General features: G+C 66.3%; 19 protein-coding genes. 1 reads left to right on the top strand and 18 read right to left on the bottom strand.

What is annotated here, in order from left to right; all coding sequences use genetic code 11:
• Positions 1-412: 412 nt before the first annotated feature.
• Positions 413-1840, top strand: a complete 1428-nt coding sequence (locus ABIA73_RS02695; RefSeq protein ID WP_167552081.1) for a WG repeat-containing protein — start codon at positions 413-415, stop codon at positions 1838-1840.
• Between the two features lie 115 nt (positions 1841-1955).
• Here ABIA73_RS02695 and ABIA73_RS02690 read toward each other — a convergent pair whose 3' ends face one another.
• The 18 genes from ABIA73_RS02690 to ABIA73_RS02605 form a co-directional block, all read right to left on the bottom strand.
• Positions 1956-2330 carry a hypothetical protein gene (locus ABIA73_RS02690; protein WP_144435748.1) on the bottom strand — a complete coding sequence of 125 codons (375 nt, stop codon included), beginning with the start codon at positions 2328-2330 and terminating at the stop codon, positions 1956-1958.
• Between the two features lie 112 nt (positions 2331-2442).
• Positions 2443-4032, bottom strand: a complete 1590-nt coding sequence (locus ABIA73_RS02685; RefSeq protein WP_313283419.1) for a hypothetical protein — start codon at positions 4030-4032, stop codon at positions 2443-2445.
• A gap of 87 nt (positions 4033-4119) precedes the next feature.
• On the bottom strand, positions 4120-5193 hold the full coding sequence (locus ABIA73_RS02680) for a protein-glutamate methylesterase/protein-glutamine glutaminase (protein ID WP_099842416.1): 1074 nt from the start codon (positions 5191-5193) through the stop codon (positions 4120-4122).
• A complete protein-coding gene (gene cheD / locus ABIA73_RS02675) occupies positions 5190-5786 on the bottom strand; it encodes a chemoreceptor glutamine deamidase CheD (protein WP_025878962.1) in 597 nt (198 codons plus the stop codon). The genes ABIA73_RS02680 and cheD overlap by 4 nt, the downstream gene beginning before the upstream one ends.
• Positions 5783-6652: a CheR family methyltransferase gene (locus tag ABIA73_RS02670; protein ID WP_032975462.1), complete on the bottom strand. Its 870-nt coding sequence runs from the start codon at positions 6650-6652 to the stop codon at positions 5783-5785. The genes cheD and ABIA73_RS02670 overlap by 4 nt, the downstream gene beginning before the upstream one ends.
• A gap of 32 nt (positions 6653-6684) precedes the next feature.
• Positions 6685-8949 (bottom strand): methyl-accepting chemotaxis protein, encoded by a 2265-nt coding sequence (locus ABIA73_RS02665; RefSeq protein WP_309908931.1) that lies wholly within the window; start codon positions 8947-8949, stop codon positions 6685-6687.
• Between the two features lie 517 nt (positions 8950-9466).
• Positions 9467-11842: a methyl-accepting chemotaxis protein gene (locus ABIA73_RS02660; protein ID WP_354275392.1), complete on the bottom strand. Its 2376-nt coding sequence runs from the start codon at positions 11840-11842 to the stop codon at positions 9467-9469.
• A 98-nt stretch (positions 11843-11940) separates the two neighbouring features.
• Entirely contained in the window at positions 11941-12324 is a 384-nt protein-coding gene (locus ABIA73_RS02655) for a hypothetical protein (protein WP_025878966.1), read from the bottom strand.
• Positions 12325-12461: 137 nt separating this feature from the next.
• Entirely contained in the window at positions 12462-12953 is a 492-nt protein-coding gene (locus ABIA73_RS02650; RefSeq protein ID WP_354275391.1) for a chemotaxis protein CheW, read from the bottom strand.
• Between the two features lie 229 nt (positions 12954-13182).
• Positions 13183-13956 (bottom strand): flagellar brake protein, encoded by a 774-nt coding sequence (locus ABIA73_RS02645; protein WP_099842420.1) that lies wholly within the window; start codon positions 13954-13956, stop codon positions 13183-13185.
• A gap of 213 nt (positions 13957-14169) precedes the next feature.
• Positions 14170-16416 carry a methyl-accepting chemotaxis protein gene (locus ABIA73_RS02640; protein ID WP_025878969.1) on the bottom strand — a complete coding sequence of 749 codons (2247 nt, stop codon included), beginning with the start codon at positions 16414-16416 and terminating at the stop codon, positions 14170-14172.
• A 385-nt stretch (positions 16417-16801) separates the two neighbouring features.
• Positions 16802-18781, bottom strand: coding sequence for a chemotaxis protein CheA (locus ABIA73_RS02635; protein WP_025878970.1), 1980 nt, complete (start codon positions 18779-18781; stop codon positions 16802-16804).
• A gap of 45 nt (positions 18782-18826) precedes the next feature.
• A complete protein-coding gene (locus tag ABIA73_RS02630; protein ID WP_025878971.1) occupies positions 18827-19192 on the bottom strand; it encodes a response regulator in 366 nt (121 codons plus the stop codon).
• Positions 19189-19497, bottom strand: coding sequence for an STAS domain-containing protein (locus ABIA73_RS02625; RefSeq protein WP_032975458.1), 309 nt, complete (start codon positions 19495-19497; stop codon positions 19189-19191). The genes ABIA73_RS02630 and ABIA73_RS02625 overlap by 4 nt, the downstream gene beginning before the upstream one ends.
• 94 nt (positions 19498-19591) lie before the next feature.
• A complete protein-coding gene (locus ABIA73_RS02620) occupies positions 19592-20956 on the bottom strand; it encodes a chemotaxis protein CheW (protein ID WP_354275390.1) in 1365 nt (454 codons plus the stop codon).
• The gene (locus tag ABIA73_RS02615; protein WP_059064121.1) at positions 20953-21735 is read right to left on the bottom strand and encodes a ParA family protein; all 783 of its coding nucleotides are present in this window, start codon (positions 21733-21735) and stop codon (positions 20953-20955) included. The genes ABIA73_RS02620 and ABIA73_RS02615 overlap by 4 nt, the downstream gene beginning before the upstream one ends.
• A 4-nt stretch (positions 21736-21739) precedes the next feature.
• A complete protein-coding gene (motD, locus tag ABIA73_RS02610; protein ID WP_059064122.1) occupies positions 21740-22753 on the bottom strand; it encodes a flagellar motor protein MotD in 1014 nt (337 codons plus the stop codon).
• 1 nt (position 22754) lies between these two features.
• Entirely contained in the window at positions 22755-23495 is a 741-nt protein-coding gene (locus ABIA73_RS02605) for a flagellar motor protein (RefSeq protein ID WP_025878976.1), read from the bottom strand.
• Positions 23496-23574: the final 79 nt, after the last annotated feature.

The following is a 23574-nucleotide window of genomic DNA, read 5'->3' as shown; positions in this document are numbered from 1 at the left end:
GGTTTTTTGTGGACAGGGCACTTTCGTAGAAGTTGTATTTCTGTGGAGATGCATGGCGCCTACCGTGGATGCCCCCTCTTCGGTCTCGACTGAGATGCGCCGCTCATTTCTGCTGACTTCCTGCCCTACCCATCGCCGTACCGTCACCACCCAGGCTCTGGGCATTCTATTGGCTTCTGTACTTCTGACCATTGCGCCATCGGCAGGCGCAACGCCGGCGCCCGCAATGCCACAGCCCATCGAACCGCCGCCACGTTTCGATAGCACTACACGCCACGGCCTCTGTCATGAGGGTCGCTGCGTGGTGCTGGATGGCACGGGCCGACAACTGGCCGAGCATCGGGGAATGCAATACATCCGCCCATTCAAAAGTGGAGTGGCGGTCTTCGAAAGGGGGACGAACAGGGGCGTCATGAATTCAGAAGGACGTATCGTCCTTGAAGCGCATTACGACTGGGTTGAGGTACATGGCAACGGGATGATCGAAGCCAAGGTGTTGCTGCGGAACCCGCCCAAGGCGTTCACGCGAATCGACTTCTTCAATGCACGGGGCCGATTGGTGCGTCGGTTTGAGGAGAAAGGCGAGAACGATCTCCTGCAATCGGCGTCCTGGGCTGGAAACCCGGCTGTAGAGCTCTGCAACAGTGAAAAGCGGCGCTGCACGACCCGCTTCCTTGACGCGAAGGGCAGGTCCGGTCCCGTTTTCAGTGTCTTTGGCAGTTTTGGTCCCTTGGGTCATGAGGGGGAAGTGGCCATCGCTTCGCGCGATGGTGTCCACTTTGGCCTGGTTGATCGATCGCTGGCAGGCATAGGACGCCAGGACTACGACCAGATGACCTTCAACAGGTCGGGTTTCGCGCTCGCCACCCAAGGCGGCAACGACACGGTGCTGGATCCCCACGGGGTGCAAGTGGCACCCATGGGTCGATATCGGTTCAAGTTTGGTCGGGGTGAGTACCTGCTTTCTGCGGTAGCCGAAGACGGCGAGTGCCTGCACTTCACGCGCGCGGGTTCGATGTTTCCGACCCCTGCAGGCCACTGTATGAAGACAGATGAGTTCGCTGAACGAGTGGGCTATGTAATCTTCAGTTCGGAAGATGATGAGTACGTCGTAGGCCTGGATGGATCGCTGCGCTCTGCGCAACACACTGCAGGCCTGTATCCGTTGAACCGCAGGATGGTCCGGTATCAAAAGCCCGGCGAAGCAGGGGTGCGTTTCATGATGCTGGATGATGGCAGCATCTCGTCCTCCCTGTACTACCGACTTGCGCCTTTTCAAACCGCGGCAGGACTGGATGACCAACTGCTGTTGGCCCAAGCCGATGGAGGATGGGGTGTAATAGATGTCGCTGGCGCTTGGCTGATTCCTCCTCGCTACCGTCGAATAAGGCCATTGGGTCCGAATCTGGTCGCGGCATTCGAACGGCCGGGGTATGACCCGGGGTATCACATACTCGATCTGCGCGGTAATGCGCTGGCTGATTTCACCCCGCATGATCCCTCACCGGCGCTCTTGGCGGATGGAACGAGGGTCTATGCCCTCTCACTGCGGGGTCGCTGGGGCCTTCTGGATGAGTCGGGGCGGTGGAGGCTGGCGCCCCGCTACGGCTACGTGAGTGTTTCGAATGGCTTGGTTTCCGTGCGTGAGCGAAACAGTGCCGGTGATGTTACGGTTAATTTTCTTGATCCAGACACAGGAACAATGCTGTTTGAGCAGGGATTCCTATCGATTCATCATCGCGCGGATGGTCTATTTGAGATGTTGAAGACAGACCGGACTTTGGAGCTGATGAAGCCTGACCGATCCGTTCTGGCGAGCTTGCGACCGAGCCCCAGATGACAGTCGGGGCAGGTTGCCGCGGATTGAAGATCACGCCGGGCATGGCCCGGCGCTACCCGAGCGGGTGAGACTACTGTTGTGATGAAAGTCCCTGGTGCAAGCCGGGGGCTTTTTGTTACTGGATGGTCCAGTCCGCCGTGCCCTGCAGGCGTTGGCCGGCGAACAGCACGTTGCCGCGCCCGCCGGAGACGTCCATCTCGAACCAGGGCAGGCTGTCGCGGGTGAGCGGGCGGACGTAGGCCCGCCGCTTGGCGCGGTTGAATTCGATGTAGTACCGGCGGCGAACATTCGGTACCTCCGCAATCGATGGGCCCTTCCAGCTGACGTTGACTTCGCCGGGGTCCTCACGGCCGACCATCATCAGCGTGAAGAATATCTCGCCGTGCTGGGCCTCGAAGTAGAACAGGTCGCCACTGGCGACGGCCGGAGCCACGGGCAGCGACACCAGTAGGGCCAGCAGGTGGGCTTTCCACCACATCCGTGTCGACATGCGCAGCATCCGTTATGCGTTGCTGCAATGAAAGCAAATCCGGCCCATGCCGGCACCGCGGCCGACACGCAGGCGGGATGGCATGACCCATCCCGCCCGCGTTGGACGGCCATCAGTACGCGGCGAATTCCTTGATCGGGATTGCCTTGCAGTGGGTCATGGCGGTGGCGAGGTCGACCTGGGCGCCTGCTGCGGCGCTGTGCGACGGAGTCACTGCGGCAGCCTCCAGCCACAGACTGGGCAGCGCCTGTGGCGATTCCAGCACCCGGTTCCAAAGCGCGTCGCGCAGTGGGCTGCTGTAGGTGCTGCCGGGCGTCACGATGCACAACCGCGTACCGGGGGTGCTGCTGGCCTGCTGCAGCACCTGCTGCAGCGCGGCGTTGGCGCTGGCGTCGTCGCTCAGCTGCTGCTGCGCACTGTTCTGCGTGGCGTCCTGGATCTGCAGCTTGCCCGGGGTGAACAGCAGGACCTGCATGTCCTGGCGCGGTTCGATGCGCACCGGCGCGCGGGTGCCCTCGCAGATCGTGGGGGTTGGCCGCGCCTGCTGCGGTGTCATGCTGCCGTCGGCATGCACCTGGCGGATATGCAGCCGACAGATCTTGTCGGCCACTTCAAATTCCACTTCGTAATCCTGACCGGGCCTGGCCACGAACTGACCCGACAGCTTGCCGTCGCAGTACACGCGACTGCTTGCGTCGAAGCGTGCCTCGAAGATCAGCGGCTTGCCACCGGGCACTTCGTATTCCTGGTAGCTGAGCGTGGAGAATCGCTGGTTCTCCTTGCTGCGCAGGGCCTCGGTGCTGGGAATGCCAAGCAGGCCCTTGTCACCGGCGTTGTTGTACTTGACGTCGATCCTGTCGCGGTAATCCTCGCGGCAGGCGGCATCGGTGTACAGGGTGGTGGTGCGCCCCATGGCTGCGTAGACGCGCACCCGTGCCGGGGGAGCGGCGCCGTCAGCATAGGCGCTGACATCTTCAGCGGCCAACGGGCGCGGGTACATTGCGGGGATCCTCTTGACCAGCTTCTCGATGCATTTCATCGTGATCATCTGCGCGGCCCCCTTGAGCCGCGCGTAATCATCGGCCTGCCACGCGCCCAGGGTCGCCCGGTCATCACTGTCGTTGCAGCTGATGATCTCGGCCAGGCTGCCATCGGCGCGGCGCTGCTGGATCGTGCTGGAATGGTTGAGGCGGTAGAGGGGATCCTTGCGCGTGTTGCCCTGGTGCACCAGGGCCCACGTGTCTGCACTGAAGCGCAGGGTACTGGTCTGCGCGGGCAGCGCGTCGGGTGCATAGCGGAAGTAGCCGCCCACCAGCGCCTTGGCCACGTTTGGCATCAGCGTGATGGCGGGACTGGCTTGTCCTTCGATGATGCTGCCGGGCAGGTTGTTACGCTGGAAGTAGTCCGGCTCGTTGCCGCTGAAGAGAAGCGCGAGCCCCTTAGGCGTGAGCGCCTCGCTGTCATCGGGAGTGACGATGCGCAGCGCCACGTCGGGTGCGTGCATACGCTTCAGCGCGCCGGCCGGACCGCTCTGGATCTGTACGCGATCAGTCCAGGGGGCAGGGTGGTCGGTGGTGGTAGCGGTGGCAGCGACGGGTGTTGTGTGCGGCGGTGCTGATTGTGCGGCAGACGTGGCCGCCAGCGGGGCCAGTAGCGCGGCAGTCAGCAGCGAGGTTCGGGTGGGGAAGCGGCGCTGGGCCATGGTGAAGCTCCTTGAAGAACGAAACAGCTGGCCCCTCCGGGGCCGGCGTTTGAAAGACGGGATGAAGCGCTGCGGCGCTGTGGTCGGTCAGCCGCGGGCCAGCGCCAGCAGTCGTTCGGCAATGCGCTCCAGCGGCACCTGTTCTTCGGCGGCGCCGAGCTTGAAGGCCGCGCCGGGCATGCCCCAGACCACGCTGGTCGCCTCGTCCTGCACCAGCGTCGGCGCGCCGGCCTGGCGCATTTCCAGCAGGCCGCGTGCACCGTCGTCGCCCATGCCGGTGAGGATCGCGCCGATGGCATTGCCGCCCGCGCTCTGTGCCACCGAGCGGAACAGCACGTCCACCGCCGGCTTGTGCCGGTTCACCGCAGGACCATCGTCGACACGGCAGCGCCAGCGCGCACCGTCGCGGATGATCCGCAGGTGCTTGCCGCCCGGAGGCAGGTAGGCGTGGCCGGGCAGCACCGCTTCACCGTCGCTGGCTTCGCGCACGGCCATTGCCGAGTGACGGTCCAGTCGTTCGGCGAAGGCGGTGCTGAAGCTGGCGGGCAGGTGCTGGGTCATCACCACGGCCGGACCGTCGGCGGGCATGCCTTCCAGCACCACGCGCAATGCTTCGGTACCGCCAGCCGACGAGCCGATGGCGATCAGGCGGTCGGTGGTGCGGAACTGCGTTGCTGCCGGGCGCGCGGCAGGGGCGGCGTCCAGCGTGAGTTTCGGTGCGGCCACGCGTACCAGCGGGCGCACCCGGGAACGCGCAGCCATCTTTACCTTGGCGATGATTTCATCGGCATAGCCCTGCAGGCCACGGGCCACGTCGAGCTTGGGCTTGGATACGAAGTCCACCGCGCCCAGGCCCAGTGCCTGCAGGGTGGTATCGGCGCCGCGTTCGGTCAGCGAAGAGATCATCACCACCGGCAGCGGGTGCAGGCGCATCAGGTTTTCCAGGAACGCCAGGCCATCCATGCGTGGCATTTCCACGTCCAGGGTGATCACGTCCGGGGCCAGGCGCTTGATCTTCTCGCGGGCCAGCAGCGGGTCGGCGGCGGTGCCGACCACGTCGATTGCCGGATCGCTGGACAGGATCTCGGTAAGCATCTGCCGCACGACGGCGGAGTCGTCGACGATCAGGACCCGGCAGGGGGCGTTGCCGGTCAGGGTCATTCGAACAGCTCCACGCCACCGGTGACCGGGGCCTTGGACAGGCGTGCGCGCACGGCCGATTCGGTCGCGGCGACTTCGGCTTCGTGGGCGTGTGGCAGGCGCTGCACCACCACGCGGCCGGTATCGGCGAAGAACCAGATCTTGCGCGGATGGATGCCGCACAGGTCCTCGGCGAGGATCGGGATGTGTTCGGCCTGCAGGTACTGGCGCACGAATTCGGCGTTGCGGGTGCCTACCGGATTGCTGGTGAAGCCCTTCAGCACGTTGGCGCCGCCGAACACCTTCGCCTCGATGCGCTTGCGGTGGGCGCCGCGCTTGAGCATGTCGTTGATCAGCAGTTCCATCGCGTAGCTGCCATAACGTGCGGGCGCGCCGTCGCCGGCGTTGCCTTCGGGCAGCAGGAAGTGGTTCATGCCGCCGATCTTCAGTACCGGGTCGCGCAGGCAAGCCGCCACGCAGGAGCCCAGCGTAGTGGTCAGCGCGGTGGTGTCATCCACCACCAGGTACTGGGTTGGCAGCAGCTTGGCGGCGATGGTCTTGAAGCGTGCGTCCTGGTAGCGCATCACATCGTCGGTACGCAGTGATGCGTTCATGCGCCGGCCTTTGCCGCACGACGGTACAGGGTACGGCCGCAGGGCTGGATCAGATCGGCCGCGTGCAGGTAGTTCTCCGAATGGCCGGTATAGAGCAGGCCGTCGTCGGCCAGGTGGTTGACCAGGCGGCCAAGAATCGCGCGCTGGGTCGGCTTGTCGAAGTAGATCATCACGTTGCGGCAGAACAGCGCATCGAACGGGCCGCCGACGTCGTAACGCGGTGCCAGCAGGTTCAACGGGCGGAATTCGATCAGTTCGCGCAGCGCCGGCAGTACGCGGCACTGGCCTTCGTTGGGGCCACTGCCACGCTGGAAATAGCGGCGACGCAGGTCCGGATCGAGGCCGGCGACACGGTCGATGTTGTAGACGCCGCGCCCGGCGGTGGCCAGCACCTGGGTGTCGACGTCGGTGGCGACGATGCGTACCGGCGGCTTCAGGGTGCCGAACGCTTCGCAGGCGGTGATCGCCATCGAGTAGGGCTCTTCGCCAGTGGAGGCGGCGCACGACCACAACAGCAGCGGACCGCGCCCGTTGCGCTGCTGCAGCTCTTCGCGCAGCTTGTCGAAATGGTGCGGCTCGCGGAAGAACGCAGTGAGGTTGGTGGTCAGCGCATTGGTGAATGCCTGCCACTCGTCACCATCACCCTGTTCCAGGTGGTCCAGGTACTGCTGGAAGCTGCGCATGCCCAGCGTGCGCAGCCGGCGCGACAGGCGTCCGTACACCATGTCGCGCTTGGCCGGGGCGAGGGCGATGCCCACGCGCTGGTAGATCAGGTCGCAGACGCGGCGGAAATCACGGTCGGCGAATTCGAATTCGCGCGTACCGCTGACGATGGGGGTAGGGCTCTGCACGGGTGACGTGTCCATCGGCGGGGCGGCGGCCGGAGCCGCCGCGAGGATCAGAATTCCTGCCAGTCGCCGTCGTTGGAGACGACGGTGCTGGAGTGGGTACGGCGGATCGGTGCGGGCGTCGACAACGGTCGCGAAGGCGCAGGGCTGGCAGCCTTCGGCGCGACCTTGGCGGTCACCGCCTTCACTGCGACAGCGACCTGGTTGTCGAGGCGGAAGATCGCCACGGCGTCGGCCAGCTGTGCGGCCTGGTCTTCCATCGCCCGTGCTGCAGCGGTGGCTTCTTCCACCAGCGCGGCGTTCTGCTGGGTGGTTTCGTCCATCTGCACCACGGTCTGGTTGACCTGCTCGATGCCGGCGGACTGCTCCTGCGAGGCGGCGGAGATCTCGGCCATGATGTCGGTTACGCGCTGCACCGACGCGACGATCTCGCCCATGGTGCTGCCGGCCTGGTGGACCAGGCTGGAACCCTCGGCGACCTTGCCGACCGAGTCGTCGATCAACCCCTTGATCTCCTTGGCGGCGGCGGCCGAGCGTTGGGCGAGGGTACGCACTTCGCTGGCGACCACGGCAAAGCCACGGCCCTGTTCGCCGGCACGGGCCGCTTCCACTGCGGCATTCAGCGCCAGGATGTTGGTCTGGAAGGCGATGCCATCGATGACCGAGATGATCTCGGCGATCTTCTTCGAGGAGGCTTCGATGGCCGACATGGTGGTGACCACCTGGCCGACCACGCTGCCGCCCTGCGAGGCCACGCCGTGCGCGCCGATGGCGAGCTGGTTGGCCTGGCGCGCGTGTTCGGCGTTCTGGCGCACGGTGGAGGTCAGTTCCTCCATCGAGGCGGCGGTTTCTTCCAGATTGGCGGCCTGCTGCTCGGTACGGCGCGACAGGTCGCTGTTGCCCGACGCGATTTCGCCGGCCGACAGGGTGATGCTGGAGGCACTGGCCTGGATCTGGCCGACGATCTGGGTCAGCTGGCTGACCGTGGCGTTTGCATCGTCGCGCATGCGGGCGAACACGCCCTGGTAGTCACCGTGCATGCGTGCCGTCAGGTCGCCGTCGGCAATGGACGACAGCAGCTGCGAGAGCTTGCCGAGGTTGTCATCGCTGACTGCCATCATGGCATTGAGGTTTTCCAGCATGGTGCGGAAATCGTGATCGAAGCGCTGTGCATCGCCGCGCTGGCTGAAGTCGCCCGCGGCGGCGGCACTGGCCAGTTGCTTGATCTCGGCGTTGATGCGGCCGAGGTTGGCCTTGACCGTGTCGACGGTGGTGGTCATCGCCGCCTTTTCGCCCGGATAGCGCGCGATGTCGCTGCTGAGGTCGCCCACGGCGTACTGCTGCACGACATTCAGTACATCGTGCAGGGTCTGCACGTGGCTGCCGACCAGGACGTTGGTTTCCTGCACCATCAGTCCGTACTCGCCGGGGAAGCTGCTGGCGTCGATGCGGTAGCTGAGTTCACCGCCATCGTGGCGGCGCGCCATCTCGCGCTGGCCGCTGATGACCGCGTGCAGCTGCTGCTGCATGCGCGACATGGCTTCGAGCAGGCGACCGGTTTCGTCATGCGGCTGCGGGCCGATGTGGCTGTCCAGCTTGCCGCCGGCGATGCCTTCGGCCACGGCGGTGGCCTGCTTCAGCGGGCGTGCGATGCGGTTGCCGATGACCCAGCTCAATGCGAGCACGATCAGCACCAGTACGCCACCGGCCAGGGTCATGATGGCGGTGAAGACCAGTGCCTGCTGCTGCACGTCATCCATGTATACGCCGCTGCTGACCACCCAGTTCCAGGGCTTGAACAGGCCGGCGTAGGACGCCTTGTCGTACAGGCCTTCGCTGTTGGCCTTGGCCCACTTGTAGGAGACCACCCCGCCGCCCTTGCGAGCCACTTCCACCAGGTCGTGGAACAGCTGCACGCCGTCCTCGGAGCGGAAGTCCTTCATGTCCTTGCCGATCAGGTCCTTGCGGAACGGATGCATCAGCACGCGGTAGTTCGTGTCGTAGACGCTGTAGTAATACGTATCGCTGTCGGCGCGCATGCGCGCCAGCGCATCGAGCGCGGCCTGGCGGGCGGCGGGCTCGGTGAGTTCGCCGCTGGCGGCCAGCCCGTGGTAGTGGTCGAGGATGCCGTAGGTCAGTTCAACCTGGGTCTTCAACGACGACTTGCGGGTTTCATTGAGGTCCAGGTACTGCATGCGGGCAGCGATCACCGAGAGCGCGATCACGCCGAGTGCGATCAGCAGCGTGAGCAGATTGAGCTTGCGTCGGACGGAGAGATTGCTGAAGTAGTGTTGCCAGCGATGCAGGAGATTCATCGAGCAGTACCCGGGTGGTGGTGGGTGGAGGCGCCGGTGCTGATCGGGAGCAGCGGTGACATGACCGTTATCGGCCGCGGGGGCGGGGGATTGAGGTGGGCTGTTCGAACGTATTCAGGTTTGTTCGCAGCGGCGGCTGCGGCGCTGCCTGCGGCAGGCTTTTGGAGCGAGAGCAACAGCAACTGCGGATGGTCGGCCCTGCAATGTTGAGGGCGAGCCGTGTGGGGATGGGCTGGCGGGACACGCCGTAAACCCATCCATGGGGGCTCGATGGCGCCATCCATGGCGCCAACGGTCCCGCCAGCCCATCCCCGCACGACTCATCTGGCATCCCGGTGTCGGACGGCAAGTGCGTTGAGTTTCCAATTGGAAAGAGGGGTCAGATCCGTTTTCCGCAGGAAAACGGATCTGACCCCGGAAGCACTGCGCCGTTGGCTGGACAACACCTGGCGAGGCCGCAAAAGAAAACGCCCCAGCGCAGGGCCGGGGCGTTTTCGTGCCTCAGGTCAGGCGGGAATCAGAATTCCTGCCAGTCTCCATCAGCCAGTTCGGTGGCCATGGATCGGCCGCCGGTGCTGCGGCGGGCCGGCGGTACGGCCGCTGCCGGAGCCGGGGCTGCCGGTGCAGACGCGCGCGGTGCCGGTGCGCGCGTGGCGACCACGGCTTCGGCTTCGTCGACCACGAAGATCGAGACTGCCTCGCTCAGGTGGCCCGCCTGTTCTTCCATCGCACGTGCGGCGGCGGTGGCTTCTTCCACCAGCGCGGCGTTCTGCTGGGTGGTTTCGTCCATCTGCACCACGGTCTGATTGACCTGCTCGATGCCGGCGCTCTGCTCCTGCGAGGCAGCAGAGATCTCGGACATGATGTCGGTCACGCGTTGCACCGAGGCAACAATTTCGCCCATGGTGGCGCCGGCCTTGTGCACCAGCGCCGAGCCGTCGTTGACCTTGCCGACCGAGTCGTCGATCAGGCCCTTGATCTCCTTGGCGGCGGCGGCCGAGCGCTGGGCGAGGGTACGCACCTCGCTGGCGACCACGGCGAAGCCACGGCCCTGTTCGCCGGCACGGGCCGCTTCCACCGCGGCGTTCAGCGCCAGGATGTTGGTCTGGAAGGCAATGCCGTCGATGACCGAGATGATTTCCGCGATCTTCTTCGACGAGGCCTGGATGGCCGACATGGTGGTGACCACCTGGCCGACCACTTCGCCGCCCTGCGACGCCACACCGTGCGCGCCGATGGCGAGCTGGTTGGCCTGGCGCGCGTGCTCGGCGTTCTGGCGCACGGTGGAGGTCAGTTCCTCCATCGAGGCGGCGGTTTCTTCCAGGTTCGCGGCCTGCTGTTCGGTGCGGCGCGACAGGTCGCTGTTGCCGGAGGCGATTTCACCGGCGGCCGAGCTGATCGCACGGCTGGACTGCTTGATGCGGGTGACGATCTCGCTCAGCTGCGCGGCGGTGGCATTGGCATCGTCGCGCATGCGGGCGAACACGCCCTGGTAGTCGCCATGCATGCGCACGGTCAGGTCACCCTGCGACAGTGCGGCGAGCAGGCCGGAAATCTGTTCGATGCTGCCCGAGTTGGCGTCCAGCAGGCCGTTGATCTGCTGGGCCAGCTGCAGGAAGAAGCCTTCCTTGTCGTTGGCATCGATGCGGCCGGACAGGTCGCCGGCAGCAGCCTGGGCGATGACCCGTGCCACTTCCGCCTCGACCTGCGCTTCCTGGGTGCGGTCGCGCCATTCCACCACGTAGCCGACGGTGTCGCCGTCTTCGTTGCGGATGGTCGACACGACCTGGGCGAACTGGGCATCGCCGTACTGCATCGGGCGGCGGGCAACGCCATGCTGCTTGAGGTTGGCCAGCAGGGTGTTGTCCATCTCGCCGCGGTGTTCAAGCACGGTGACCGGCTTGCCGACCAGCGAGGCGTGGACGTCGAAGTCGGGCAGGTCGCGGCGCAGCTCGTCCTGGTACTGGGCCAGGGTCTGCTGCAGGGCGCGGTTGCTGTAGACGATGGTGTTGTTGGGGTCGGTGAGGTAGACGCCGGTCGAGCTGTAATCCAGCGCGGTGCGGATGCGCAGGTTCTCGCGGGCGATGGCCTGGTCGGTTTCGGTGCGCTCGCGCAGGTCGCGCTGCATGCGCTGCATGGCCTGCATCAGTTCGCCCACTTCGTCCTGGCGGCTGACATCGATGTGACCATCGAGCTTGCCACCGGCGACGTCGTTGGCCACCGAGACGGCGCCACGCACGCTGCCGACCAGGGCACGGGCGAACAGCCACACCAGCACCAGGCCCAGCGCGGCGCCGCCGAGCAGGGCGATGACGATCAGCACGGCCGAGGCGGAGTAGGTGGAGGCGGCTTCGTCGCGCGAGACGCGGGCGAGGCGGTTGTCTTCGGCGATCAGCGCTTCAAGCGCGGCACCGGCCTTGCGGTGTTTGGTGCGGGTCTCGCCGACGAAGGTGTCGATCGCATCGTCGGGCAGGTCCAGCTCCAGCATTTCGGTGACGCTGTCATAGGAGGCCAGCGCGTCCTTCCAGTCCTTGGCGAAGGTGTCGAACAGCTTCTTCTGCTGTGCGTTGTCGACCAGCTTCGGATAGTCCTTGATCGACTTGTCCATGCTGGTGCGCAGTTCGACGGCCTGCTTGCGGGCGTCGGCCTTGACGTCGTCGCTGGCGCGGATCAGCTGCTGGTAGGCGCTGTTGCGGTACTCGCCGAGCATGCCGCGCATCTCGCCGGCCATGCGGATGCTCTCCATGCGTGAACCAGCCAGTTCGGTGGTCACGTTGTTCAGCGAATGCAGGCCACGGTAGGCGACGATGCCCTGCAGCAGCATCACCAGCAAGAGGACACCGAAGGTCAGCATGAGCTTCGGCATCAGTTTCAGGTTGTTGATCCACGGCATGGGCGTTGCGATCTCCTAAGGCAGACGCGGCCGGGCGCGGGGCCCGGTTGCAACAGCCACGCCGGCACGCTGGCCGGCGCGGTCTGACGGACAGCGGATTACTTGATGTTGGCCAGCTTCAGGCTGGACGGCGAGCTGACTTCGATTTCCGCGCGCGAGGCGTCGCGCTGGATCTTGCCGATCACGCACACGGTCTTGCCTTCCAGGGTTTCCAGCGGGAAGGAGAACTTGCCGCGGTTCTCGCCGGCGATGCGTGCCGAGAAGGTGTGGCGCGGGAAGGCGCCGCCCATGTACAGGAAGGTCGGCTGGCCTTCGGAACCTTCTGCGAAGCGGGCTTTTTCGACCTTGCCGCAGACCATGCCGTCCTTGCCGACGGCGCGCGGTGCCATCTCCGGCGGAATCATCTCGGCCGACTGCGCGAAGGCGGAGGAAGCGGTGGTGGCCAGGACGGCAGCCGAAACGAACGCAAGCAGGGACTTCATCGGGGTGATTCTCCGGGGATGGTGATGGTGGATCCGGCCTTGGCGCGTTCCTGCGCGACCGGCTTCTGTCCCCCTATCGGCGTGGATGAGGGGAACTGAAGGGCTGCGTAACAGAAACGTGAAAAAGGTCCGTTTGCTCAGGCGACAGCGTCTTCGACGACGTTGGTCTGACCCATGTCGGCGCTGTCCAGCAGGGTTTCGATATCCAGCAGGATCAGCATGCGGTCGTCGTGGGTGCCGATGCCGGAGATGAAGCGGGTGTCGACGGCGGCGCCGAATTCCGGGGTCGGGCGGATCTGCTCGGCCGACAGCGGGATCACGTCGGAGACGCTGTCGACCACGATGCCGACCACGCGGTCGTCCACGTTGAGCACGATCATCACGGTGAAGGCGTCGTAGCGGGCGTCTTCCAGGCGCAGCTTCAGGCGCAGGTCGATCACCGGCACGATGGTGCCGCGCAGGTTGATCACGCCCTTGATGTAGTCCGGGGCATCGGGGACGCGGGTGACGGCGTCGTAGCCGCGGATTTCCTGCACCTTGAGGATGTCCACGCCGTAGTGCTCGGCACCGAGGGTGAAGCTGAGGAATTCGCCATCGGCGCCGGCGGCGGAGCTGTTCTTGTCGTTCATCGAGGGGTCCTGGTTCTGCCGGAAGTGCCGGTGTCAGGCTCGATATCGGCCCCTGGGTGGGGGACTTTAGGCATCTGGTAGTGCCGGCCGCTGGCCGGCAATCCTGCATCCACGCATGGCGTGGATCTACTGGTTCCTGCATCCACGCATGGCGTGGATCTACTGGCACCGGTATCCACGCGGTTTCGAGGTTGCCGGCCAGCGGCCGGCACCACCCGCCGTGGGGGTGTCAGAGCTCGCCGTTGCGGCGTGCCTTGCGCTGGCGGTCGATGCGGAAGATGTAGCGCTGGATGGCGCTGTCGCCACCGCGCGGCAGGTCGTCGAAGCGCATGCCGACGCGCTTGACCTCGGTGCCGTTGGGCAGGCGTTGCGGCAGCAGGTTGCAGACCACCAGTTCGATCTGCAGGTCTGGGCCATCGGGCATCGACAGCTGCGCGCGGTAGCGCTGTTGCAGGCCGAAGATCGCGCAATCGACGGGCACGGTCACCGCCAGGCCGCCGCCACTGATGTCCACCACCCGCATCGACAGCGCTTCGGCCTGGGCCTCGCCCGGCGGCAGCAGCAGGTGCGGTGAATCGGTGATGGGGGTCTCCAGCCGGTACAGTTCGCGTCGCTGCAGATGCACCAGCTCCTCGGGGAACGGTGCCCGGAAGGCGACGTGGCCTTCGTTGTCCACGCGTTGCAGTTCGTGCAGGCGGAAACGCACCATCACTCGTTCCAGCTGGGCGAAGCAGAGCAGGTGGTCGGCCTGTTCGGCGGCGCGGTTGGAGGCCTCCTGCGGGCTGCCATCGAGCAGCAGGAAATCCTCGTCGTCGTCCAGTTCAAGCAGGGCGGTGGGGAAGGATCGATCGCGGCCGTCGATATGGGCGTTGATCAGTGATCGCTGGTCGATCAGTGAACGCAGCAGCTGCCGCACCTGGCGGGGGTTGCGGACCAGAAAGCGATCATCCGCGGCATCGGCCGCATGGACTTCGGGCAGTGCAGTGTCGTGGCCGTCGGACATGGAATCTGTGGTCAGGGGCGGGCGCCGACGCGTGTGGGCGCGTGGCTCGAAAGAGGTATCGGCTGCGTTGCGGATTTATGTAGCACCGAACGCACTCGTTTGCTCCGTTGTGCCATGCCCGCGGCGGTCGGGCAAGCGTGGTGCCCGGGCCGGGCATGGCCCGGCGCTGCCTTTCCGCTGACGGGGTGGCGCGCGGCCACCCCGATGCTGCGATCAGAACTCCTGCCAGTCGCCGTCACCGGCCAGGGCCGGCTGCGCAACGGGTTTGCGCACGCGCGCCGGTGCGGCGATGGATGCGGGCGCCGCCTTGCGCGGAGCACTGCTGGCCACGGCCATGGCTGCGCGCGGTATCGCATTGCCCGCGCTCGGTGCGGCCAGGCGGAAGCGTGCGACGGCCTCGCCCAGCTGTGCGGCCTGGTCTTCCATCGCCCGCGCTGCGGCGGTGGCTTCTTCCACCAGCGCGGCGTTCTGCTGGGTGGTTTCGTCCATCTGCACCACGGTCTGGTTGACCTGCTCGATGCCGGCGGACTGCTCCTGCGAGGCGGCGGAGATCTCGGCCATGATGTCGGTCACGCGCTGCACCGACGCGACGATCTCGCCCATGGTGCTGCCGGCCTGGTGGACCAGGCTGGAACCCTCGGCGACCTTGCCGACCGATTCGTCGATCAGCCCCTTGATCTCCTTGGCGGCGGCGGCCGAGCGCTGGGCGAGGGTACGCACCTCGCTGGCGACCACGGCGAAGCCACGGCCCTGTTCGCCGGCACGGGCCGCTTCCACTGCGGCATTCAGCGCCAGGATGTTGGTCTGGAAGGCGATGCCATCGATGACCGAGATGATCTCGGCGATCTTCTTCGAGGAGGCTTCGATGGCCGACATGGTGGTGACCACCTGGCCGACCACTTCACCGCCCTGCGAGGCCACGCCGTGCGCGCCGATGGCGAGCTGGTTGGCCTGGCGCGCGTGTTCGGCGTTCTGGCGCACGGTAGAGGTCAGTTCCTCCATCGAGGCGGCGGTTTCTTCCAGGTTGGCCGCCTGCTGTTCGGTACGGCGCGACAGGTCGCTGTTGCCGGAGGCGATTTCGCCCGAGGCCAGGGTGATGCTCGAGGTGCTGGCCTGGATCTGGCTGACGATCTGGGTCAACTGGGCGACGGTGGTGTTGGCATCGTCACGCATGCGGGCGAACACGCCGTGGAACTGGCCGTCCATGCGTGCGGTCAGGTCACCTGCGGCGATGGACTGCAGCAGCTGCGACAGCTGGCCAAGATTGCCGTCGGCGACCTCCATCATGCTGTTGAGCTGCTCGATCATCACGCGGAAATCGTGATCGAAGCGCTGCGCATCGCCGCGCTGGCTGAAGTCGCCGGCGGCAGCGGCCGATGCCAGCTGCTGGATCTGCGTGTTGATGGCCAGCAGGCTGGCCTTGGCCGCATCCATCGATTCGTGCAGGATCGCGCGGCTGCCCGGCAACCGGCGCGCATCGGGGGCGAGGTTGCCGGTGGCGTACTGGTTGAGCACATCGATGGCATCACGGATCGCATCGAGGTGTTCGAAGATGACCGTGTTGATGCCGCCGGCGAGCTGGCCATAGACGCCCGGGAAGTCTTCCGGAATGCGGTGGCTGATATCGGGGCCGGCATGCATCTGTGCCATCAGCTGGGTCTGCTCGGAGAAGCGACGCAGCATCGCGGTCATCTCCGCGGTGGCCGCCAACATGCGACCCGCCTCATCCTTGCCGGTGGCCTGGGTAGTGACACTGAGATCGCCGCGGGCGACGGCCTGGATGGCATGCACTGCCTTGCCCAGCGGGCCGACCACGGCGCGCGAGATGATCACGGCCAGGGTGGCGGCGACCACGACCAGCAGCACGATGGCGGCGATGATGGCCAGCATGCTGTTGCGGTGGGTCGCGTTGGCGTCGTCGATCTTGCCCTGCATCTGGGTTCCCAGCAGCGCACCCAGCGCCTTCAGGTCCTCGAAGGCTTTGCGGCGCAGGGGGCGCGACTGCTCATCGGAAATCTGCCGGGCCGCTTCGCCATCACCGGCGGTGGCCGCTTCGCGCAGCTTGGTATTGGCGGCGAAGTAGCCATCGACGTCAGCCTGCACGGCCTGGTACAGCGTGCGCTCCTTGTCGCCGGACGGCAGCTTGGCATAGGCCGCCAGCTGCTCGCGCACCACTGCAGCGGTGTCGTTCATGCGCTTGTTGTAGTCGGCCACTTTCTCCGGCTGGTCCAGCATGCTGATCTGGGCCAGTTCATAGGTGCGGAACTCACCCAGCTGCGAGCGCACTTCACCGAGGTACTGCACCGATGGAATGTCGTTGGTCGCCATCGAGGTCAGCTTGGCGTTGGCTTCGGACAGGCGGACCAGGGCGAACGCACCCAGCACGACGGTCATCAGGGTGGTCAGGGTGAATCCCACAGCCAGCTTGCGGGCGATGGGCAGATCGTGGAACCACTTCATGCAGGGTGCTCCAAGGTGGGCAGAATACCGGCGGCGGCGCCGCGGGCAAAAGGTCGTTGCAGGAGGGAACGGTGGTGCCGGGTGAAGGATCGGTGACTGCCGTCAACCCGAGATAGCGGCGCAGCTGCGCCGTACTTTATGGACCGATGTCACATTCGCTGGCGTAGGGGAAACCAACGGAAAGCAAACAGTGGCGGGGCTTTCGCCGTGGCGGCGTGGTTTCAGGCGAAACCATGCGCCCGATCAGGTTCACGACGCAGGACGACGGAGGTCACAGTTGCGGGCGCCGCCGCGTTGCGCGTGGGTACGATTGCTGCCTGCGCTCGCGCGCAAACGAAAACCGCCGCCCCGGAGGGCGGCGGTCAGGTACAACGTGTAGCGCAGCTCAGGCGGCCTGCGGCACCCGCAGCGAACGCACCAGGCCGCCGATGTCGACGATCAGGGCGACGCGGCCATCGCCGAGGATGGTGGCACCGGAGACCCCGCCGATGCGGCGGTAGTTGTTCTCGATGTTCTTCACCACGACCTGCTGCTGGCCGACCAGTTCGTCCACTTCCAGCGCGATCTTCTGGCCATCGCCTTCAACCACCACCACCAGCGATTCACTGCCGGGTGCACGCTGGCCATAGCCGTAGTACTCGCTCAGCGACAGGATCGGCAGGTATTCGCCACGCACGCGCAGCACGCGGCCTTCGCCGGCCATGCTGCGGATGTCGTCAGGCTGCGGCTGCAGTGCTTCAAGCACGTAGGCCAGCGGCAGGATCAGGGTTTCGCCGGCCACCGCCACGGTCATGCCGTCGAGGATGGCCAAGGTCAACGGCAGCCGGATCAGCGTACGGGTGCCGGTGCCGAGGCCGCTTTCAATCTGCACCTCGCCACCGAGCGCCTGGATGTTGCGGCGGACCACGTCCATGCCCACGCCACGACCGGACAGGTCGGTGACCGCATCGGCGGTGGAGAAGCCGGGCTGGAAGATCAGGTCCCAGACCTGCGAGTCGGTGGGGTTGTCCGGTACGGCCAGGCCGCGTTCCTGCGCCTTGGCCAGGATCTTCTCGCGGTTCAGGCCGCGGCCGTCGTCGCTGACTTCGATGACGATATGACCGCCCTGGTGCGAGGCCGCCAGGGTGATCGTGCCGGTCTCGTCCTTGCCGGCATCGCGACGCACGTCCGGCATTTCCAGGCCGTGGTCGATGGAATTGCGGACCAGATGCACCAGCGGATCGGCGATCTTCTCGATCAGGCCCTTGTCCAGCTCGGTGCCTTCGCCGATGGTGCGCAGGCGCACGTGCTTGCCCAGGCGGCCGGACAGGTCGCGGACCAGGCGCGGGAAGCGGCGGAACACTGCGTCGACCGGCAGCATGCGCACGCCGATCACAGCCTCCTGCAGGTCACGGGTATTGCGTTCAAGCAGGTCCAGGCCGGCGAACAGGCTCTCGGCATGCACCGGGTCCAGCGCGTGCGAGACCTGCTTGAGCATGGCCTGGGTGATGACCAGTTCGCCGACCAGGTTGATCAGTGCATCGACCTTGTCGACGCTGACACGGATGGAGGTTTCTGCTTCCTGGCTGGCCCCGGTGCTGGCCGTCGGTGCGGCAGCGGCGGGCGCAGGCGCAGCGACCGGCGCGGCAGCCGGTGCCTGGGTGGCCAGGCTTGGCGGTGCGGCCGGACGGATGTCCAGTTCGCAGTCGTCCAGCACCCAGGCGAAGGTGTCTTCGATCTTGCTGCGCGGCACCTTGCCGACCAGGCCCAGGTCCCACGCCAGGTGGGCTTCAAGCGGGTCGAGCTGGGCGAAGCCGGGCAGGCGATCCATGCGCGCGGCCACCTGCAGCGAACCCAGGTGTTCCAGTTCGCGGATGATGCGCAACGGGTCGTTGCCACTCATGAACAGTGACGGCGCCGGGGTGAAGCCGATCTGCCAGGCTTCCGGCGTGTCGTCCACCTTGCTGGCGGCAGCGGGTGCAGCGGCGGCGGGTGCCTGGCCGGACAGCACCGCTTCCAGGCGCGCCTTCACCGCAGCAACCGCTGCAGGATCGGCGGGCTGGCCGTGCTCGGCCTCGCGCAACAGGGCGCGCAGTACGTCCACCGACGACAGCATCGCATCGACGGCGTTGCCTTCCAGTGCGCGCTTGCCGGCCCGCAGCTCATCGAGCAGCGTTTCCAGCACATGGGTCAGCCCGGCGATGGCATCGAAACCGAACGTGCCTGCGCCACCCTTGATGGAGTGGGCGGCACGGAACACCGAGTTGATGATCTCCGGGTCCTGTTGTCCCGATTCCAGGGCCAGCAGGCCAGCCTCCATGGCGTCGAGGCCTTCGCGGCTCTCCTCGAAGAAGGTGGCGTGGAAGCGTTGCAGGTCCATGCTCATGGCAGTGGCGATCCGGAAGCGAAGAGGGGGAGCAGTGCGGGGCGATCAGCCCAGCACTTTCTGCACGGTGGCGACCAGCTGTTCGGGATTGAACGGCTTCACCAGCCAGCCGGTGGCACCGGCGGCCTTGCCTTCGGACTTCTTGTCCGCTGCCGACTCGGTGGTCAGCATCAGCATCGGCGTGAACTTGTAGTCCGGCAGCTGGCGCAGTTCGCGGATCAGCGCGATGCCGTCCATGTTCGGCATGTTGACGTCGGTGACCACCGCATTGAAGCGCTGGCCCTTGGCACGTCCGAGCGCGACCGCGCCGTCTTCAGCTTCTTCGACGGCAAAACCGGCCGAGGTGAGGGCGAAGGAAACCATCTGGCGCATCGACGCCGAATCGTCCACCACCAAGATACGTGCGCTCATGCAGCGTTCTCCACAGATTTCAGGTTGTCATGGGGTACGTCCAGGCCCAGGGCCTGGGTGACGCCCAAAAGGCGTGCAGCGTCACGGAAGGTTGCAGTGCAACCGTGGAAGCCGGTGCCCAGGCCTGCCTCGCGGCGGGCCTGCACGAAGGCGCACAGCACCTGCATGCTGGCGGTGTGGATGCGGCCGACCTGGCTTGCATCCAGGGTCAGCTCGCCTGCTTCCGCCACCAAGGGCGAAAGGCGGTTCTTGAGCTCGGTGCTGCTCTCGATGCCGAGATCCTCACCCAGTTCGACAGTGCTCATCGTTGCTCCGGACAAACGGTTCCAGCATTCATAACGGCACCGTGGGGCGGTTCTTTAGGGGTATCGGCGCTGCGCGCCGATTCAGAGCACGGATTCACCCCAGCAGCTGCGTGGCGTCGAGCAGGATCATCGGCCGCTGGCTGATGCGGGCCACGCCGCGGAACAGTTCATTGGAGATCTGGCAGATGCGGGCGGTATCGGGTGGCTCGATCTGCGAGTCGGTCAGGTTGGCGACGTCCTCCACGGCCGACACACGCAGGCCCAGGGTCTCGCCGTTCTCTTCAAGCACGACAATGCGGGTCTGCGCGTCATCCTCGGCGGAGGCCGCACCCAGGTGCAGGCCGAGATCCATCACCGGCACCACCTGGCCACGCAGGTTCATGATGCCGAGCATTTCCGGGGCAGTGCCGCGCAATGGCAGCAACGGCACCGGCAGCACCACTTCCTGCACCTTCAGCAGTTCCAGCGCGTAGGCCTGGGTGCCACAGCGCAGGCGCAGCCAACGCGACGTGCGTTCGCCGGCGCGGCGGTTCTGCGGATGCGGGCTGCTGGCGGGCTGATGCGCCTGGGCCTGCAGCTCCTGCCAGGAACCGGGGCGGTTGCTGGAGGGGGTGTCCACCGCGAACTGCGGCGGCGGTGCGACAGCGGCGCGGGTCATCGATGGCATCGGTGCTGGTGCGGGGCGCGCGGCGGCCTTGGCAACGGCCGGCGCAGCGATGGCAGCAACCACCTCGCCGTCGGCGGCGGCTTCGAAGGCGGCCTGCAATCCGGGGCTGTCGGTGTGCGCCAGGCTGTCGGCGGCGTCGGTTTCGTAGATCACTTCGTCCGGCAGGTCATCCCAGGTGGGTTCCGGCGCGGGCGGTGCGACAGCGGCAGTGGCCACGGGCGCGGTTTCATGGACGACCTCGGCCGGCAGGTCGTCCCAGGTGGGCTCGCGGTCAGCGTCGGCGGCAGGTGCGGCAGCAGCGTCGAAGGCGGCTTCCAGCGCCGCATCATCGTTGGCCGGAGCGGCTGCGACGGCGTCGGTTTCGTAGATCACTTCCGCCGGCAGATCGTCCCAGGTCGGCTCGCGCCCGGTATCGGCCGCAGGCGTGGCAACGGCGTCGAAGGCGGCTTCCAGCGCCGCATCATCATTGGCCGGAGCGGTTGCGACGGTGTCGGTTTCGTAGATCACTTCGGCCGGCAGATCGTCCCAGGTCGGCTCGCGCCCGGTATCGGCTGCAGGCAAGGCAGCCGCGTCGAAGGCGGCTTCGAGCGAAGCATCGTCGTTGGCCGGAGCCACTGCGACGGCGTCGGTTTCGTAGACCACTTCGGCCGGCAGATCATCCCAGGTCGGCTCGCGCTCGCCGTCGGCCGCTGCGCTCGTCGGGCGTGGCGCGGCATCAGTGGCGACCGGTGCGACGGCAATGTCGCCGAGCAGTTCGTCCAGATAGTCGTCCAGCATGCCAGTGGTGTTCATGCCGCCTGCTCCAGGGCACGTGCGTCCTCACCGAGGATCCAGTTCAACGCGCGTCGATAGGCCGCCAGGCCGCGTCCCGGGTAGTCCTCGCCGATGCTCGGCAGGGTCAGGCCGGCCGCGTTGCTGATGCGAGTGTCGATCGGAATCGCGTCTTCCCAGACGCGGCTCGCGTGGCGGTCCTGCATGGCGCGCAGCGATTCATTGCCGGTGCGGGTGCGGCGGTCGAACAGCGTTGGCAGGATCGAGATCGGCAGCGGGCGGCGGCGCGAACGCTCGACCATCTCGCCGGTGCGGACCATGCCATCCAGGCCGTGCAGGGCCAACGGCTCGGCCTGGGTGGGAATGATCAGCCGATCGGCCGCGGCCAGTGCGTTGATCATCAGCAGGCCCAGGGTCGGTGCGCAGTCCAGCAGGATGTAGTCGTGCTGGCCCTGGTGGCGGGCAAGCGCGTTCTGCAGGGCCAGGCCGAGGCCGGGCTGGTTGGCGCTGCGTCGTTCCAGCGTGGCCAGCGAGGCCTGCGCGCACACGTAATCGAGTCCGCCGATGTTGCTGGCATGGCTGAGCGCGGACAGGTCGGCCGGCGGTGCGGCGAACAGTTCCAGCACGCCGGCCGGTGCCGGCTCGATCGGCACGCCGAAGGCGCGGGTCAGCGAGGCATGTGGATCGAGATCGATCAGCAGCACGCGGTGGCCGAGCGCGGCCAGGCCGCGACCGAGGGCGAGGGTGGTGGTGGTCTTGCCGACTCCGCCCTTCTGGTTGGCGACTGCCCAGATGCGCATCGGATTACTCCTTCATTGCCGGGGGAACGGCGGCGCCGACACGGCTGCCAGCCGGCACCGGTGGCAACTGCACCGGTGCGATGGGGGAAGTGGGGGTGGTGGCCGGTGCTGCGGCGGCCTGTTCGCTGGCGCCGCGGGCAGTGCCGGTGGCGGCATTCAGGCGTTCGCCGAGCGGGTCCACCGAATGACTGGTGTCGGCCAGGATGATGACCATCACCCGCCGGTTGCGATTGCGGCCCTGTGCGCTGTCGTTGTCTTCGCGGGGGCGGAACTGGCCGTAGCCGACCATCGCCAGCCGCGATGGCTGCAGCCCCTGGTCGGCAAACAGATGCACCACGCTGGCCGCGCGCCCGGCCGACAGTTCCCAGTTGGACGGGAAGGTGGCAGTGGCAATCGGCACGTTGTCGGTGTGGCCTTCCACGCGCACGCTGTTGGGCACGTCGCGCAGCACGCCGGCCAGGCTGGCCAGGGTGTCGCGCGCATGCACGTCCAGCGCCGCCGAGCCGGTCGGGAACAGGATGTCGCTGTTGATCTCCACTTCGATCCACAGCTCGGTGCGGCGCACGCTGATCATGCCGCGGTCGATCAGTGGCGCCAGCGCGGCGGTCAGGCGGTCGGCGATGCTGTTGAGCTGGCGCTCGGCACGCGCGATCTGTTCCTGGTTGTGCACCGACACCGGCATGCGCATCTGCGAGGCCATCGCCGGCAGCAGGGTGGGGTCGTGCGAGGGCGCGGGAGCGGACGGCCCGATCTTGGTGCCGGACTTGATCACCGACGGGCTGTCCCAGCCGCCGCCCTGCACCTGCTTGTTGCCCACCTGCACCGGATTGATGGTGCGCGGCGCGCCGCCGAAGGCATCGGTGAGGGCGTCGGCCATGATCCGGTACTTGCCCTCGTTGACCGAGGAGATCGCGTACATGACCACGAAGAAGGCGAGCAGCAGCGTCATCAGGTCGGCATAGGGGATGGCCCATGCCTCGTGATTGGCGTGCTCTTCGTGGTGCTTGCGGCGGGCCATGTCAGTGCAGGAAGCCGGAGAGGTTGGTTTCGATGTTGCGCGGGTTCTCGCCCTGGGCAATCGAGATCAGGCCTTCGATGACCATTTCGCGGTCGCGGCTGGAATGGGCGATCACGCCCTTCAGCTTGGCGGCGATGGGCAGGAACAGCAGGTTGGCCGAGGCGATGCCGTAGATGGTGGCGGTGAACGCGGCGGCGATGCCGTGGCCGAGCTTGCTCGGGTCGGCGAGGTTCTTCATTACCGCGATCAGGCCGAGCACGGCGCCGATGATGCCCAGCGTGGGCGCATAGATGCCCATGCTTTCAAACACCTTGGCGGCGGCCTGGTCCTGGTGCTCCTGGCTGCCCAGTTCGATCTCCAGCATGTGCCGGATCGATTCGGGTTCAACGCCGTCCACCAGCAGCTGCAGGCCCTTGCGCAGGAACGGGTCCTGCTGCGCTTCCACCTGCGATTCCAGGCCGAGCAGGCCCTGGCGGCGGGCGATGTTGCTCCACTCCACGATCTGCTGGATCAGTTCACGACGGTCGCTGTGCGGCGGCCGCACGACCCAGCGCACGATCTTGAAGGCGTGCTTGAACACCGCTGGCGAGGTGTGCAGCAGGATGGCGGCGATGGTGCCGACGATGACGATCACGAACGCCGCAGGCGACCACAACGACGCCAGGCCGGCGCCCTTGAGGATGCTGCCACCGACCAGCGAGGCCAGGGCGAGGAAAAGTCCAATGAGGCTGAGTCTATCCATGGGTCCGGTATCGGCTTGTATGAATGGGACTTGAGACACCGGTAGGTCGTGTACAGACGGTAGTCACAGTTTTCGGGTC

The organism is Stenotrophomonas sp. 2694 (assembly GCF_040548715.1).
GTDB classification, from domain to species: domain Bacteria; phylum Pseudomonadota; class Gammaproteobacteria; order Xanthomonadales; family Xanthomonadaceae; genus Stenotrophomonas; species Stenotrophomonas indicatrix.
Note: the sequence above shows the minus strand (reverse complement) of the source record. Positions and strands in the feature narration are given on the sequence as shown.

Coding starts and splice junctions, on each gene's coding strand:
- ABIA73_RS02605 (WP_025878976.1), bottom strand. CDS start 23,495: ATGGATAGACTCAGCCTCATTGGACTTTTCCTCGCCCTGGCCTCGCTG.
- ABIA73_RS02635 (WP_025878970.1), bottom strand. CDS start 18,781: ATGAGCATGGACCTGCAACGCTTCCACGCCACCTTCTTCGAGGAGAGC.
- ABIA73_RS02670 (WP_032975462.1), bottom strand. CDS start 6,652: ATGGACACGTCACCCGTGCAGAGCCCTACCCCCATCGTCAGCGGTACG.
- ABIA73_RS02695 (WP_167552081.1), top strand. CDS start 413: ATGAATTCAGAAGGACGTATCGTCCTTGAAGCGCATTACGACTGGGTT.
- motD (WP_059064122.1), bottom strand. CDS start 22,753: ATGGCCCGCCGCAAGCACCACGAAGAGCACGCCAATCACGAGGCATGG.
- ABIA73_RS02615 (WP_059064121.1), bottom strand. CDS start 21,735: ATGCGCATCTGGGCAGTCGCCAACCAGAAGGGCGGAGTCGGCAAGACC.
- ABIA73_RS02680 (WP_099842416.1), bottom strand. CDS start 5,193: ATGACCCTGACCGGCAACGCCCCCTGCCGGGTCCTGATCGTCGACGAC.
- ABIA73_RS02625 (WP_032975458.1), bottom strand. CDS start 19,497: ATGAGCACTGTCGAACTGGGTGAGGATCTCGGCATCGAGAGCAGCACC.
- ABIA73_RS02645 (WP_099842420.1), bottom strand. CDS start 13,956: ATGTCCGACGGCCACGACACTGCACTGCCCGAAGTCCATGCGGCCGAT.
- ABIA73_RS02620 (WP_354275390.1), bottom strand. CDS start 20,956: ATGAACACCACTGGCATGCTGGACGACTATCTGGACGAACTGCTCGGC.
- ABIA73_RS02650 (WP_354275391.1), bottom strand. CDS start 12,953: ATGAACGACAAGAACAGCTCCGCCGCCGGCGCCGATGGCGAATTCCTC.
- ABIA73_RS02630 (WP_025878971.1), bottom strand. CDS start 19,192: ATGAGCGCACGTATCTTGGTGGTGGACGATTCGGCGTCGATGCGCCAG.
- ABIA73_RS02665 (WP_309908931.1), bottom strand. CDS start 8,949: ATGAATCTCCTGCATCGCTGGCAACACTACTTCAGCAATCTCTCCGTC.
- cheD (WP_025878962.1), bottom strand. CDS start 5,786: ATGAACGCATCACTGCGTACCGACGATGTGATGCGCTACCAGGACGCA.
- ABIA73_RS02660 (WP_354275392.1), bottom strand. CDS start 11,842: ATGCCGTGGATCAACAACCTGAAACTGATGCCGAAGCTCATGCTGACC.
- ABIA73_RS02655 (WP_025878966.1), bottom strand. CDS start 12,324: ATGAAGTCCCTGCTTGCGTTCGTTTCGGCTGCCGTCCTGGCCACCACC.
- ABIA73_RS02690 (WP_144435748.1), bottom strand. CDS start 2,330: ATGTCGACACGGATGTGGTGGAAAGCCCACCTGCTGGCCCTACTGGTG.
- ABIA73_RS02640 (WP_025878969.1), bottom strand. CDS start 16,416: ATGAAGTGGTTCCACGATCTGCCCATCGCCCGCAAGCTGGCTGTGGGA.
- ABIA73_RS02685 (WP_313283419.1), bottom strand. CDS start 4,032: ATGGCCCAGCGCCGCTTCCCCACCCGAACCTCGCTGCTGACTGCCGCG.